This is a genomic window from uncultured Thiohalocapsa sp., from assembly GCF_913063425.1.
Classification (GTDB): domain Bacteria; phylum Pseudomonadota; class Gammaproteobacteria; order Chromatiales; family Chromatiaceae; genus Thiohalocapsa.
Window position 1 is genome coordinate 45,963 of sequence record NZ_CAJXYK010000037.1, and the last position, 15,698, is coordinate 61,660.

Below are 15,698 nucleotides of genomic sequence, written 5' to 3' on the forward strand. Positions count from 1 at the left end.
CCGTGCCTCAGTGCACCGTCAGATGGTCGACCCGGAAGTCTCCGATGACCACCGACACCTTGTCGCCGTACTCGAGGTGCGTGTCGGGGTTGGCGAAGACCATGTAGTAGATGCGGTCCGCGGTGATGTTGCGCCCGCGGTTGGTGGGACGCAGCGCGCCCACCTTGTTGCCCACTGGCACGGGCAGATTGATGCCGCTCTTCTCGGCGACGACGTAGGGCTTGATGCGATGGTCGAAGAGCGGCAGCGCCTTCTCGGCATCCACTACGCGGAAGCGGAAGTCCAGCATGTAGCCGCCGGCGGTGCGCGAGAGACCGATGACCCCCACACCCCAGCGCTCGGCCAGCGCGGCGTTGGGCGCCGCCGGGTCGGGCTTCAGGTGCGTTTCCCGCTGCGCCTGGGCGGCGGCCATGGCGGACTGGATCTGTTCCCGGGTCAGCGGCTGCGCTGCGGCCGGGTCGGCGACCGGTTCGGCAAGGGGCGCGGCACCCCCGGCTTCCGCCGCATGGATGCCGCCTGCCGCGGCCAGGGTCATGAGCAGCAGGCCGCCGACGGCGGCCCGCGAGTTGATGGCATACACAATCATGGAAGAGGCTCCTTGAGCGCTCAGCAGTTCCGGTCCCCAAGCGACGGCCCCATGGCCGTCGCAGCAGCCGGCCCGATCCCTTCGGGCCGTAAGGCTTCCCTGCCCCGGTCGCCGTTTCCCTAAGGCGCACAGTCCTCAAGAACGATGTTGCTGAACACGCTCTCCCCGTTCTGCGGCACCTGGTCGTCGTCCATGGCGAAGAACAGGCGGGTGAACGACCCTCCGCTCAAGCCCGGATAGTCGTCCAACGGGATCGTGTAGCTCACGGTCCCGGAGCCGCTGTAGACCGTGAAGTTCGCGTCCGGCAGGATCCCCCAGACCTGGGTGCCATAGACCTGGAAGGTCCGGTTGCTGGTGATGGCGTCGTCCGTGTCCAGGCCGATGCCGTGGATCTCCCCCTGGGTGCCGCTCGCGAAGTCGAAGGACAGCGTCGTGCCGTCGCCCACCGTGCACGCGAGATCGACCTTCTTCCAGGCATTCCCCACCATGGTGAGGGTCGCGCCGTCCACCGTCACAGTCGCCGGACCCAGGTCCTGTTGCAGGTCATAGGGCTCGACGATCAGGTCCAGCTGCTCGCCGTCCACGGTGACGCTGAGCGTCTCAGGCGGCGCCTCGAAGATCCGGATGCTGCCGAACACGCTCACGCCGGTGCCGTCGCCGTCGTCGTCGTTGGCGAAGAACAGCCGCCCGAAGCTGCCGGTGTAGTACTCACCCACCGGGATCTGGTAGGTGACGGTGCCGCTGCCCGGATACTCGGCAAAGTTCGCATCCGGCAGGATGCCCCAGTTCTGGGTGCCATAGACCTGGAAGGTCCGGTTGGCGCTGATGATGCTGTCCGTGTCGAAGCCGATGCCTTGGATCTCCCCCTCCACCGGGCTTGCGAAGGTGAGCTCCAGCACCGTTTGCGAGGTGACCTGGTAGGGTGTGGCGAGCTGCACCTGCTTCCAGGCGTTGCCGGTGAGGCTCAGGGTGTCGCCGCCGTCAGTGATCACCGGCACCACGCCGGCGTTGTCCTGGGTACCGCCATAGGACAGCACATCGTAGGCCGTGGTCAGATCGCCGATGGTGACGTTGAGCTGTGTGGCCACCTCGCAGGCATCGCCGATGCCGTCGCCGTCCGCATCTTCCTGTCCGGGATTGGCCACGCTCGGGCAGTTGTCGCAGACATCACCGACACCGTCACCGTCGGCATCCGCCTGGTCGGCATTGGCCGTGGTCGGGCAGTTGTCACAGACATCACCGACGCCGTCACTGTCTGCATCCGCCTGGTCGGCGTTGGCCGTGGTCGGGCAGTTGTCGCAGGCATCGCCGACGCCGTCGCTGTCCGTGTCCTCCTGGCCTGGGTTCGCGGTGCTCATGCAGTTGTCGCAGGCATCGCCAACGCCGTCGCTGTCTGCATCCGCCTGGTCCGGGTTCGGGGTATTCGGGCAGTTGTCGCAGACATCACCGACGCCGTCACCGTCCGCATCCGCCTGGTCGGCATTGGCCGTCTCCGGGCAGTTGTCGCAGACATCACCCACGCCGTCCTCGTCACCGTCCGCCTGATCCGCGTTGGGCGTCAGCGGGCAGTTGTCCAGGTCATCCGCCACGCCGTCACCGTCGGTGTCCAAGATCACCGGCGCATCGGCAACGCTCAAAAAGCGCAGCATGCCGCCCAGGGTATCGCCGACGCTGGTGTCGTCCGGGTCGCTCGGATTGGTCATGTAGCCGTTGCCGTCATAGACGGCGAACCGACCCTCGGACGCGGGCACGATGATGGCGTCCTTGGTCTTCAGCGGCGGCAGCATCACCGAGTACTGCTCCCGCGGCGCCGTGCCCGAGGTGCCCGCGGTGGTGTCCTCCCAGCCGTACTGCAGCGCGTCCTCGGCATGCACCTGCATGTACAGGCCCTGAAGCACAGGCACATGGGTCTCGCTGGTGGCGCTGAAGAAGCGCAGGAGCGTGCGCTCGCCCACCGCACCGGCGTCGATGTCCGGCGTTTCGCCCTCCACGTAGGGCTCGCCGTTCACCAGGAACCAGCGGCCGTCGTAGTGGATCGGCGTGTAGTCGGTCTCGCCTGCCGCCACCGCCGCGTTGTGCGCCGGATCGATGTCGCTGTAGAACAGCACCACCTCGTTGTCGTAGCCGACGCCCGGATACACCTCACCCGCCGCAGCGTCCTGCGTCGCGGGGCCGTAGAGGCCCATGTAGACCTGCTTCTGTGGGTGGGTGCCGCTGTGGTAGACGAAGCTGCCGGGGCGGTTGACGTCGAAGCTGTAGGACTCGCTGCCGCCGGCCGCGGCCTCGGCGCCGAAGGAGCGCACCCGCTGCTCCGCCGCGGTGCGCGGGCCGGTGCTGCCGTCGTTCCAGGTGGGGCCGTCACCGCCGGAGACGGGCATGGGCAGCCCTGGAATCACCAGCGAGGTCGGCTGCGGCAGATTGTTCTGCACATAGACGGTCAAGGTCGTGTCGCCTGCGGGCACAACGAGCCGTGGACCGGGCACTGTGGGAGCGTTGCCGCAGCCGTCGCTCAGATCGGCGTTGTCGTCCAGCGCGTAGGCCCACATGGGCACGCTGCTGCCGTCGGGCAGGGTCTTGCTGGTCTGCTCCGCGCACAGGTAGTAGTCCACCGCGGCGGCGGGGCCCGCCGCCGTGCCGAGCACCAGGGCGGCGAGTGCGCACTTCAGGTTCGGTGTCATGATCTTGGTCCTTTGCATGGGTGTGCCCTCCCGCTACTCGATGTCGACGTCGGGAGGCAGCACGACCACTGCGCTGAGGGTGCCGCCAGGGAAAATGTCGAAGGTGGTCAGCTCCTTCTCGGCGTGGGAGTGCCAGACGAAGAAATAGCCGGCGAAGGGGTTCAGACCGCCCTCGCCCGGGGGCAGGTCACCGGCATCACCCAGGAAAGGACTGCCGCTGTACCAGGCACCGAAGGCGAGCTCGCCCGGGCCCGGCAGGGACACCGGGAAGGGCTTGCCATGGTCCGCGCACCACTCGCCGGGATAGTCCGCGTCGTCGTCCGCCCAGCCGTCATTGTCATCGTCCTTGCAGGTGTGCTCAGTGTCGTGGCCATAGATGTCCCAGCCGAGGTCCTTACCGGTCCAGGTCCAGATGGCATCGATGGCCTGCTTCGGCGGCGAGTTGATGGTGTTGTCCGAGCGACCGAGGTTGGCCGTCGTGCCGTCCGAGGACAGCATGCGGCCGTCGCGGGCGATGTAGGTCAGATTCTCGCCGTGGTAGTGGAAGGGATGGCTGTCCTGGCCCGGGTTGACATTGCGCACCAGCACCCGGTCGCGCGGATGCGCTTTGGCGAGTGCGGAGTACGGCTGAAACGGATAGATCGGGCTGTAGTCGTCCTCAAACAGGTCCGGGAACACACGGCCGTTGACGAACCAGATCTTCGCGAAGCGGTCCGCATTGGTGAAATGGGTGTAATGCCCGCGCTCCATCTCGAAGTGGATGTCCGGATCCACTTCGGTCAGCAGGTACAAGAATTCCTGGTCGTAGTCCGTCTCGGTGCCGGCGCCGTACGCCGTGCGGCTCGTGTCGAAATCGTCCGGCCGGACGATGAGCACGCCGAGCAGGCCCATCTCCACGTGCAGGCCCGGATTCGGGGCACCCGCGCTGTGGTAGACGTAGGTGCCGGGCTGCTCGGCGGTGAAGCTGTAGGTGACGGTCTCATAGAGGCCCGCCTGCCGGGTGAAGACCCCCTCTGAGCCTCCGAGCGCGGTGACCTCATGGCCGGTCACCAGCAGCGACACCGGGTGCGGAATGCCGTAATTGGTCACCGTGATCGTGACCTCATCACCCTCGTCCACCACCAGTGTCGGCCCCGGATACTGCGGCAGGGCGTAACCGACGCCCTCGGGGTGTGTGGCATTGGCTCCGCCCAGGGCGTCGCCGAAGAGCCACATGTACAGGCTCGTGCCCTCCGGCAGCGGGATATTGGCCGGGTAGGTGTAGAGGTTGAAGCTCGGCCCCGTAATGCCGCGGATGTCGTGCTGGGCCTGCGCCGGCTGCCATGGCAGCACCAGCGCGAGACCCGCGGCCAGGACGCCCAGCAGGCGCCCGGACCATGCAGGATGCTTGATCATGTCGTGTCTCCCCTGTCTCGCGCGTTGGCCTAGTTGATGACGATCTCGGTGATCATGCCGCCGTCGAGCTCGGTCCGATTGCTCAACTGGTGCAGCTCCGTGGCGTATAGGAAATAGGTCCCCGGCGCGACACCGTCGGTGTCGATGAGGATGTCCTTGGTCTCGCCGCCGCCGAAGTTGACCGACGCGGTCTCCCGGTAGATGTTCTTCCCATCGACGCCGCGGGCATGCCGGGCACCCGTGCCCACCACCTGCATGGTCAGCCCCTGGGCGGTGAGGGTGTAGAAGCGGTCCACGCTCACGTTATTGAGCCGCAGCAGCAGGCGCTCGCCCTGGGCGAGCTCCACCACCGCGTCCTCCACCTGGGTCGGCTTGCCATTGGTGAGCTCGGTGCCCGCGGTGCCCGTCACCTTGCCGTCCTCGCTGTCCACCGGTGCCGGCAGTGCGCCTTCCACCACGGTGTCCGGATAGCCGCGGCCGTTCAGCATGGGATAGTCCGCGTCCAGCAGCGCGAAGGGCAGCGGCTGCACGAACAGGCTCGCGTCATGGAAGCGGGAGTCGAAGCTCGAGATCTGAATCGCCTTCTCCACGTCCCAGGCCGTGGTGCCGTCGTCGTCGTTGTAGACATAGCCCGTCGGTGCGGCCGGGTCGGTGCCGCCCTTGCGGGTGGCCACTGGGCAGGGGATGCTGCCTGTGCAGCCGGTCGCGTCCTGCCGCGGATGCACATAGAGGTTGGCGAGCATGCCCATCTCCATGTGCTCGGTGGCCTCCACGTGGCAGTGGTACATGTAGTCACCGGGCTCCATCACCTTGTAGTAGTACGTGAGCGTCGCGCCCATGTTGATGGCGATGGAGACCTCCGGAACCCCATCGAACACCGTCGCCGCGTTCGGGAAGCCATGCCAATGCACCGTGTGCGGATCGAACAGGTCCGGGCGGATGACGGTGCCCACATTGGTGAGTGATAAGTAGAACTCGTCCCCCTCGTCCAGCTCGATGAGGCTCCCCGGCCACTCGGACGCCAGAATGCCGTCCGCAATGGCCTCCTCCGGCGGTGTGCCGGTGATGTCCTTGAAGCCGAAGGTGTAGAGCGGATTGCCGTCGGACATGACCGCAAAGCTGTCGCCGGCGATGAGGTGCATGCACTTGATGTTGTCCGCGGGCCGCACCTCGGCGACGCCGTCCACCACGTCGTCCCAATCCGCATCGCCGTTGAGATCGCCGGGGCATTGGACATTCACCACGGCCGACGCCGCACCACTGCCGCCGAGCAGCACGGCGAGCACGCCCGCCGGGAGCGCACGCTTCTTGAAGTCACTGTTCATTGGAAACTGGCCCTTTTCTGGTGGGTGAGTGCGCCCGTCCGGTGGCCATTGCGGCCACCGGTTGGGCGCTTTCCGCGTCGGGTTACTGCAGCTCGTCAGCGCCCATGTCGGCCTCTTCACCCTGCGGCCTGGGCTCGTCGTCGAAGTCCACACGCAGGAGGGCCAGGCTCGGTGAAACCGGCCCTGCCTCGTCGATGGCGTCGGATGCGCTGGTGATGTGGTAGTCGAACAGGTTGGCCAGGTCGCGACCGCCCGCCGTGTAGTCCACGATGCTGAGCGGGCCGAAGGTCACCTGAATAAAGTTGCCGCCCTCATCGAATGCACCAGCCGTCTGGAGCGTCTTGAACTCGGCGATGGTCAGCGAATCGCGGCTGCCGTTGAAGTACGGATTCACGAACGCCGGGTCACCGGTGATGTTGGAGAAGCTGCCGATGTACGACTGGTTGTCGAAGGTATCCGTCAGCAGCGTGCGCCGCGGATCCAACAGGTCCAGCGTCTCGGTGATGCCGTTCAGCACGCCGAGGTCATTGGTGTACTCCTCCACCGGGACGATGGTGATGTCACAGGTGGGATCATTCAGCGGGTCGGTGGGGTCCTGGCAGGAGGCCGGCACCAGCCCGGTCTCGATAACGGCCGTCTCCGGATCATCGAAGTTCGTCCAGTAGAACGAGCGGTTCTGGTAGACGATGTTCGAGACCAGGGTGGACGGGCCGTCCAGCGAGTAGATCAGCAGCTCCGGATCCACCGCATCCGTCACTTCCTGCATCACCGCCGCAAACTCCAGGCTGTGATACCGACCCGCGATACCCGCCGGCTGCGGCGTGGTGACGTTGTTGCCGCCCTGGTTCAGGTCCAGGGTCGGGTCGAACGCCAGCGCCGTGGTGGCCGTGGAGTCGTTGTTGGCCACGGTGTTGTGGCGGATGGTCACCGACACCGCATCCTGGGCCGAGATGCCGCCGCCGGCGAGCCCCGCGACGTTGTTGGTGATCATGTTGTTGTACACCAGCACGTCGTACCAGGGGCCGGTGTTGTCCAGGCTCGCATCGATGTCCAGGCCATTCGGCTGCGAGATGTGGATGCCGCCGCCGTCGCCCGCGCCCGCGAGGTTGCCGCGGATGATGTTGGCATCGATGGTGACCCGTCCGGAGCCGGGGCTCAGCAGCAGGCCCGTATTGGGCGCGGGCTGCAGGGCCGGCTTGCCGCCGACGAAGATGCCGGAGCCGTTCACCGGACCCGCCTGCTGGAAGGACTCGTTGAACAGCACCAGGTTGTCCTCGATCAGGCCGCGGTCCGACAGACCGAAGTGGGCGATGCCCGCACCGTCACCCTGGCTGAAGTTGCCGCACACCCAGTTCTCCTGCACCCGGTAGCGGTCTGCGCCCGTGTGGAGGGAGATGCCGGCGCCGGCGCCACCGAAGGTATTGCCGTTCTGGGCGATGTGGTTGTGGTGGATGCGGATGCGGTCGTTCCAGGCATCCGGGTACACCAGGTCGTTGTCGATCTCGGCCACCAGCGTCGGATGCCCGATGCGGATGCCACCGCCGAAGAAGCCGGCGTTGCCCGTCAGCCGGTTGTTGCCGATGTTGAGATCACCGGTGTAGCCGTTGGCGGTGATGGCGCCGCCCTGGCTGGCGCCGACGATGGTGAAGCCGTCGATGCGCGAGCCCCGGTTGGGTGCGCCGCGGAAGCCCTGCGGCCAGCTGTCACGACCGACGACGAAGATGCCGGCGCCCTCCTCCGTGGCGAAAATGGGCGCACCCAGCGCCGGGAAGCCCGCCAGCGGCAGCTCCTGACCCGGCAGCAGGTCCACCAGACCGCCGAGCACCAGGCCCTCGATCTTCTCGCGCCATTCGGCGAGCGTCTCCGTCGGCGACTGGCGGGCGTTCAGCGTCACCGCCCCGGCACCCCAACCCTGGAGCTTGACCGGCTTCCACATGATGACCAGCTCTTCGTAGATGCCGGGGGCCACCAGAATCAGGTCACCGAGGCCCGCGGCATCGATGGCATCCTGGATCAGCGTGAAGTCGCCGCCTTCACCCACGCTGTGGATGGCGTAGAGGTCGTCCAGGTCGAGATCCTCTTCGATGATCCCGGCCACCTCTTCGAAGAGGTCTTCATAAAGCTCCTGGATGTCTCCCCAGTCGATCTCGTCCTCGTCGAGCTCACTCGCCAGCTCTTCCAGGAAGTCGCCGAGCTCCTCTGCGTACTCATCCAGGAAATCGGCATTCGGCCGCACGCCGTACTCGGTCCCCTCACAGGTGGCCGGCAGATCTTCGACGTCGCCGCCCGACAGGCAGATGCCGACGGTGAGGGTGACACCGATGGGCGATTCCACGGGCTCGGGCACGCCACCCACACGGGTGACCACCACCTGATAGTCGCCGGGCGTCTGCTCCACGGGGACCTCGGCGCGAATCCGCGTCGGCCGCCAATCGAGGATGTTGAGCGCGGTGCGGTTGCCGTCGGCATCCTCCAGCTCGACGGTGCCGGGATTGCCGCGACCGCCGAAGTTGTAGTTGCGCGTGATGAAACGCTCGGACTGGGTGACACCGTCCCATTCCGGATTCGGCACCAGATACTCCCGGCCGAGGGACCGGATGACGATCTGCTGCGGCTCGCTCACGGTGCCAGCGCCCACCACGAAGGGTCCGCCGCCGCCGCTGACGTTGGCGCGCTCCACCTGGCTCACCATGGGCGTGCGGTCAGGCCGCTCGCAATCCACCGGGAACTCCGCCGGGTTGGCGAAAGCGGCGATGGACTCCACCGGGGTATCCAGATAGGTAATCGCCCCTGGCATGTACTGGAAGGTGTAGCAGAACTGGCTGAAGCGCGGATCGTAGAAGGGGTCCAGGATGAACTCCGGCGCATCCGGGTTGGTCGCGAACTCGGGGTTCGGGATCGGCCCCGCATCGTTCATGCAGGAGACGATCATGTTCGGCGACATGCCCGAGGGCTGCGGCAGATTGGCCGTCCAGGTGGAGGGCAGCAGGGCGTTGAATCGGCCGTACTGGTCCGCGTAGATCCGATTCACTTCGTCGCCGTTCCAGTCGTAGAAGCCGACGGGCACGAAGGGCGGCGCATACTTCTCGCCGAAGGCCGGGGAGTTCGGATTGAACTCGTTGGCGAGGTCATTGAGGATCATGCCGGACACGTTGCCCGCGATGGGCACGTCCGTCATGACGAAGAAGTCCGCGGCGGCGTTCTGGCCGTTGGACAGCTGCACCAGCTTGCGATCGCACATGTCGCGCGCCTCGCCGGCGAAGGGTGCCTCTACCTCGGCCGGGTCGATGCCGGCGATGAGCTGGTCCTCGGCGCCGCTGCCGTCCTTAGTGGCTATGGCCAGGTACGGCGGAACCACCTCCGCGTCGCCCACGCACACCGGCGGAGGCGCCTGGAGCGAGGTGGTGTACTCATCCCCGAAGTCCACGTTCTTGTGGTGCTCGCGCAGGGCCTTGTAGCCGGGGGGCGTTGCCGCCTCGACGATGTACTCGCCGGGGATCATCCAGGCATCGGGCAGCGTGGCGGCGGACACGATGCGGTCTGCGTAGAAGGCTTCCAGCTTGTCCGCCAGCGCGGAGCGGCCTGCCAGGTCCAGGGCGGCAAGGTCGTAGCGGTCGAAGGCCCAGCCGCCGTCGAACACGCCGGGACGCACCTGATTGAAGTTGCGCAGGCCGTCGAAGCAGCGGTCGTCGGTCACCGGCGGGTCGATGACGGACACGTCCGGGACACTGTTCAGGCCCTGGCAGCCGGTGGGCAGGCTGTCGTCCCAGCTATCGGTCCAGGTGACGTTGATGGCATCGCCGTAGTCGAAGCTGCCGTTGCCGTTACGGTCGATGTCCTCGGCGCCCGGGAAGTTGCCCAGGGGATAGTTGTCCACATCGGCAAGGTCGATCTCGCCGTTCATGTTCACGTCGTCGATGACGCCGTCGTTCGGGTCATAAAGGCCGTCGCCGTCCCAGTCGATGTCGATCTCGCCGCCCGGGAAGGCCACGAAAGGGAAGTCGAGGTTGTCGATATCGCCGTCGGCGTACAGGGCCACCTGCACCCGCGGCACACCGGGCTCCCATTCCTCGGCCACGGCCAGCTCCGGGTCGTCCTCGGCGCGGGTGGTGGCGTAGAGCACCATGCCGGAGATGCCGCCGTTCTCACCGACCAAGGCCGGTGGGAAGCCCGGCAGGAATTGCAGGTAGGGCGCCGTGCCGAACTGCATCACGCTGGTCTGCCCGAGGAAGCCCTGGAAGGCCTGGGTGAGCACCGGGCCGGTGACGGTGCGTGACAGGTTGTCACCGGTGTTGGGGTTGATGAGGGGCTCGCCCAGAGTGCAGCCGAAGTCCGGATCATCCGGGTCCGTGGACTGCGCCTCGGTGCAGAGCTGCGGCTGCGGGGTCAGCTCGCCGAAGCCGGGGAACTCATCGGTGGACGTGTCCACCTCACCGCCGGCATCGACGACGAAGGTCGCACCGGTGATCTTGTCGCGGGTGAAGCCCACCTCTGCCACCAGCCAGTGGAAGAACGGGAAGACCTCGTCGAAGGGCGCAAGGCCCTCCGTGTCGGTGCCGAAGGCCTGGTAGATGGTGCCATCGCGCCAGCGGAGCTGGATCGGACCCCTCTCGGACGGCGCCGGCAGCTCGTTGTCGTCCCGGAAGCCGTTCTGATTGGTGTCCAGGAACATCGCCGTGTTGAGGCGCGTGAACCAGTTGAACACGGCCACCTCGCCCAGATCGCAGTCCCCGCCGTTGCAGGCGCCGCCCGCCACCGTGATGGGCTGCTGGGCGATGACCACGTCCAGGTTGGAATCCCAGATGGTCAGGCTGTAGGAGCCGTCCGGGACGCCTGCGATCTCGAAGGTGCTGTCCGGGGCGCACGGGGCCGCGTAGTAGGCCTCGCCCAGCACCGCACCCCCCTCGTTCAGCGCCACCCAGCAGCTCGGGAAGGGCCGGCCGCTGAAGAACTGGAAAGTGGGCGGCCGGGACATGTGCATGTCCGTGATCAGGCCCGAGATGGTGGCGGTGCCGCCTTCGGGCAGGTTGTCGATGGGCTTGGTGAAGCCCATGAACACGTGCGGCCCCGGGAAGCCGAACTCGACGAAGAAGGGCGGCTCGTTGGCCTTGACCCAGGCGTCGATGGTCTTGGTGCCCTCGATGGTGGAGGTCTGCTGCCAGCCCTCGTCCGCAGGCGGGTCCACGACGATGCCGTACTTGCCGGGCGCCAGGTTCTTGATGAGCACGGTGCCCGTGTCCGCGTCCGCCGTGATGGTGCCGTCGCCGAGGGTATCGATACAGGACGGGTCGTAGGGATCCTCGCAGCCGTCGATGTAGGTGGTGCCGACGGGGTTGTTGAAGGCGTCTGCGATCACCTGACCGCCGGCGATGCCGTAGCGGCCCGCCGGCTCCTCCAGCTTGATGTTGAAGCGGCTCCAGTCGATCATTTCGCCGTCGGCGCCCGGGTTGTCCTCTTCCGGCAGGTCCGGCGCGCCGTTCACGGGCCAGTTGTCCTGGAACAGGAACACCGCGATCTGCGCCGTCGGGATCGGGTTGGCCTGGACGGCCACCTCGACGGTGGCATCCCCCGCCGTCAGGTCCACCGGCGCACCGCCGATGCTGTAGCCGGCGTAGGGCAGCACGGAGACGTAGTACCGACCCGGCGGCACGTCGTTCAGGGTCGTGCTCGGGTCGTCGGTGTTGCCGCTCAGGGCGTCGGCGAGGGCATCTGTCTTGGCCACCGGCTGGTTGCTGGCGTGGAAGCTGAGCGACAGCATGTCGTCGGCATCCGTCGCCGGGTTGTTCGGGTCCACCGGGAAGGTGTTGTCCTCCTGCAGCACGTAGCGGAAGCCGCTGACGGCATTGCCATCAGCATCGACGACGCTCAGGGTCAGATTCGCGCCTTGGGCGCCGAGGGCCGGGAGCAGCAGGACAAACGACAGCAGGCCGACGGCGTAACCGCCCCGGCGCTGTCGTGGCATCGGATTAGGACACATGAACTCTCTCCTGAAACGCAAACGATTACTGTCGACTGATGGGTTGAGGAAAACGTCGTACGTCCTATCTAATCTTCTTGTCAGCACAGCTACTGATCATTCGGCTGGGCTGACGGGCCGAATGGCAGCAGATCACCACCCTAGTACAGCTCCGGCCTAGTACAGCTCCGGCCTAGTACAGCTCCGGCCTAGTACAGCTCCGGAGCCTCAGATCACCCCAACTGGGCTGATCAAACCAACACCCGCGCGCGCTCCGCACCAGAGATCGGAGGCGCTTTCGCTGAAGCTGCTTCTCAAAATGCGTCAGCACGGCTGGACCGTCCCGCGCATGCAGCTCTGCGCAGTGTTAACGGTCGGTAACGCGCACCTGATGAGGACTGCGCCGGCTGACAAGACCCAAAACACCTTGAGTCAGGCGACAAGCGCGACAGCGCTATTCGCGCGGGTTGAATGCCTTCACTACTCTCCCCCTTGGACCCTATCGGCCTCTCTCGTGATCCAGCCGGATGTCACCGCTGACTGCAATGGCCTTTCCGCATACCTGCGGCGCGGCAACCGGCCTTAAGGTTTCTTTAAGGTCGGTGTCTAGCGTACTAGCTAGAAACGCCAGGAATACGGGTGACTCCCCTATTCGTGTGGATGGTTGACCCTGAAGCTTTGTTTTTCGCTTGCTCTTACTGTTTGTGCATTAGAATATTTAGATATCGTTATCTGCGTCTCGCTAAACTCTTGCGTGCTGGGCAGTTCTCTGGCATATGCATAGGTGCTTCCCGCTGTTTTGACACCAGGGTACCCTGGCGTGCATCCGTGCTGACGCCAGCGCGCCCACGTCCCCCAGCGTGGCGCACGACCAATGACATCGGTTGCAGTGGCGGTGAATTGACGGCGTAATACCGGCCTGTTTTTAACCCTGCGGCCACGCTGTGAAGCCGCTGCCGAATCCGTCCCTATCGTCGCCCGGCAGGAGCGCGTCGCGGCCGGCCGTTGCGGCGCAGCACGGCAGCGCTTACCATCGAGTCAGCGCCAGGCGTCGGCCCAGCTCATCACTGGGCAGCGCCCGCGGTCAGGCCAGGCGCGGCCGGACGCAAAGGCGTCGGCGCCGACAGCACCGGCTGCGATGGAGAGAATGGTCTATGCAAGATGCCGGCGTCAGCGACGACACCTTGGCCCCGGGGCCGGGGCAGCCGCCGATGACAGGGTCCACGGACCCGGCCCCATTGCGTGCCCCATCGAGCGCCCCATCGAGTATCCCATTGCGCGACACAGTGCCCGGCGAGCATCGCGAGACATAGGAGTCGTTCCCCGCAGACCTATTCGGCAGGGGATGGCCTCATTGGGCAATGGGGCTTCACGCACAGCAGCGGGAATGCCGATGGCAGTCGGCCCCGCCTTTGGATCACATAACACTATGACGGGCTCCAGTTCAGCCTTGCGCCTGCTCATCGTAGAAGACGACCACCTGCTCGGCTCCGGCCTGGAGATCGGCCTGCAACAGGAAGGGTGCACATCCGAGTGGGTGCGGGACGCAGGCGCGGCCGCGCAGGCGCTGCGGGACGGCACATTCGATGCCCTGGTACTGGACCTGGGCCTGCCGGACCGCGACGGCCTCTCCCTGCTGGAAGAGATCCGCCGCGACGGGCTCGACATCCCGGTGCTCATCATCACCGCCCGGGATGCCCTGGACGACCGCGTCAACGGGCTCGACGCCGGCGCCGACGACTATCTGACCAAGCCCTTCGACCTGCCGGAGCTGGCCGCGCGCCTGCGCGCGCTGGCGCGCCGCAGCAGCGGTCGCAGCGCGGGGGCCCTGCGCGTGGGCGGCCTAAGCCTCGACACCGTGACGCGAGAGGCCCTGCTGGATGGCAGTCCGGTGGCGATATCCCCCAAGGAGTTCGCGCTGCTGGAGATGCTGGCGGCCCGCTCCGACCACGTGGTCCCGCGCGCGCGCCTCCAGAACAGTCTGTCCGAGTGGGGCGAGGGCCTGGAGAGCAATACGCTGGAAGTCCACATTCACAATCTGCGGCGCAAGCTCGGCCGCGAGCGCATCCTCACCGTCCGGGGTGTCGGCTACAAGCTGGTGTCCGAGCCCAGCTCATGACATCCATCCGCACCCGCCTGATGGTGTCCCTGCTCATCCTGTGGACCATCATCTGGGCCGCCATCGCGCTGGTGGTCATCGAGCGCGCCCACCACGAGGTCGAGGAGCTGCTGGACGCGGAGCTGGCGCAGATGGCCCTGGTGCTGCGCTCCATGGGCCTGCTGGGCAACCTCGCCGATCTCGGCGCTGACGGGCAGCAGACAGATTCCCTCGGCCATCCCTACGAGACCCGCATCAGCTTCCAGCTCTGGGACGGCGATCGGCTGCTGGCACGCCTGGGGGCCGCGCCGCAAGAGCGACTTGCCGACCGCCTCGGCTTCACCGACCAGACCTTCGGCAACGTGCGCTGGCGCGTCTTCGGGCTCCCCTGCAACAACTCAGAGCGAGAGCTGTTCGTCGCCCAGGACTATGCCATCCGCCGCGAGATGGTCAGTTACCTGAGCTTCAACGCCCTGCAGCCCATCCTCTGGTCCCTGCCCCTGGCGGTACTGCTCATCTGGCTCGCGGTGAGCGACGGGCTGCGGCCGTTGTCGCAACTGGCGCGCGCGGTGGCCGAGCGCTCGGACCGGCGCCTGGAGCCCATCGACGACGAGGCCATACCCGCGGAGGTCCGCCCCGTCATCGCCGCCCTGAACACCCTCATGCAGCAGGTGCGCCGCACCCTGGCGCTGGAGCGGCGCTTCTCCGCCGACGCCTCCCACGAGCTGCGCACGCCCATGGCCATCATCCGCACCCATGCGCAGATCGCCCAACGCGCGCAGGACCCGGCGCAGCGCAACCAGGCCCTGGACAGCATCTCCCGCGGCATCGACCGGGCCACGCGCGTGGTGGCGCAGATGCTCGCCATGTCCCGCATCCGCCACGACCGCGCCCTGCGCGAGGGCGACAGCGCCTCCCTCCTGCTCGCAGTAAGCGAAGTCATCGAAGACCGCCGCCACGTGGCCGAGGCGGCGGGTCTTGAGCTCCAGCAACGCGTGGACGGCAACGACATCTTCGTCGTCGGCGTCTCCGCCTCCATGCTCAAGGTGCTGGTGGCCAACCTCATCGAGAACGCCATTAAGTTCACGCCCCCGGGCGGGCGCGTGCTCGCAGCCATCGACGCCGATGCCGACGCCGACGAGATCCGGCTCAGCGTCAGCGACACCGGCCCCGGCATCCCCGCCGACCGCCGCGAGCGCGTCTTCTACCGCTTCTACCGCGAGCCCGGACAGGAGGAGCCCGGCGCCGGCCTCGGCCTCTCCATCGTCAAGCGCATCTGCGACCTCCACGGCGCCCGCGTCGAGCTGCACGACGCCCAGCCCGCCGACGCCGACGCCGACGCCGACGCCAACACCAGCGACACCACCCGCGGATTACGCGTCGAGGTCCACTTCCCCCGCCCCAGGGCCACCGACCAAGTCACCAGCCGCTGACCCAGCACACCCAATCAACGGGACAGCTACCCTGTCTTTTCGCCGAAATACGGTGACAGTGTATTGATCTTTGCGTCGCATCAGGCCTACGTGATCGCCGACGGCCAACCGAGTCCCACCCCGAGCCAAGCGCCGCGGTGAATTGGTCAACCTACATAGAGCAGTTCAGAGTTGCTGAACGCAGCCTAACTTGCTGAAATCCCGGCACAAGGAGGTGCCCATGAACG

7 protein-coding genes are annotated in these 15,698 nt (G+C 66.6%); 2 read left to right on the forward strand and 5 right to left on the reverse strand.

Annotation, left to right across the window (positions count from 1 at the left end):
* Nucleotides 1-7: 7 nt before the first annotated feature.
* The 5 genes from QZ607_RS18110 to QZ607_RS18130 form a co-directional block, all read right to left on the reverse strand.
* The gene (locus QZ607_RS18110; protein ID WP_295885548.1) at nucleotides 8-586 is read right to left on the reverse strand and encodes a hypothetical protein; all 579 of its coding nucleotides are present in this window, start codon (nucleotides 584-586) and stop codon (nucleotides 8-10) included.
* 119 nt (nucleotides 587-705) lie between these two features.
* The gene (locus tag QZ607_RS18115; RefSeq protein ID WP_295885551.1) at nucleotides 706-3,282 is read right to left on the reverse strand and encodes a thrombospondin type 3 repeat-containing protein; all 2,577 of its coding nucleotides are present in this window, start codon (nucleotides 3,280-3,282) and stop codon (nucleotides 706-708) included.
* Between the two features lie 15 nt (nucleotides 3,283-3,297).
* Nucleotides 3,298-4,659: a multicopper oxidase domain-containing protein gene (locus tag QZ607_RS18120; RefSeq protein ID WP_295885554.1), complete on the reverse strand. Its 1,362-nt coding sequence runs from the start codon at nucleotides 4,657-4,659 to the stop codon at nucleotides 3,298-3,300.
* 29 nt (nucleotides 4,660-4,688) lie between these two features.
* Nucleotides 4,689-5,984, reverse strand: a complete 1,296-nt coding sequence (locus QZ607_RS18125; RefSeq protein ID WP_295885556.1) for a multicopper oxidase domain-containing protein — start codon at nucleotides 5,982-5,984, stop codon at nucleotides 4,689-4,691.
* A gap of 82 nt (nucleotides 5,985-6,066) precedes the next feature.
* Nucleotides 6,067-11,961: a right-handed parallel beta-helix repeat-containing protein gene (locus QZ607_RS18130; protein ID WP_295885559.1), complete on the reverse strand. Its 5,895-nt coding sequence runs from the start codon at nucleotides 11,959-11,961 to the stop codon at nucleotides 6,067-6,069.
* Nucleotides 11,962-13,390: 1,429 nt separating this feature from the next.
* On the opposite strand from QZ607_RS18130, the gene QZ607_RS18135 reads away from it, so the two are divergent.
* Nucleotides 13,391-14,059 carry a response regulator gene (locus tag QZ607_RS18135; protein ID WP_295885562.1) on the forward strand — a complete coding sequence of 223 codons (669 nt, stop codon included), beginning with the start codon at nucleotides 13,391-13,393 and terminating at the stop codon, nucleotides 14,057-14,059.
* Nucleotides 14,056-15,471 carry an ATP-binding protein gene (locus QZ607_RS18140; protein WP_295885567.1) on the forward strand — a complete coding sequence of 472 codons (1,416 nt, stop codon included), beginning with the start codon at nucleotides 14,056-14,058 and terminating at the stop codon, nucleotides 15,469-15,471. The genes QZ607_RS18135 and QZ607_RS18140 overlap by 4 nt, the downstream gene beginning before the upstream one ends.
* Nucleotides 15,472-15,698: the final 227 nt, after the last annotated feature.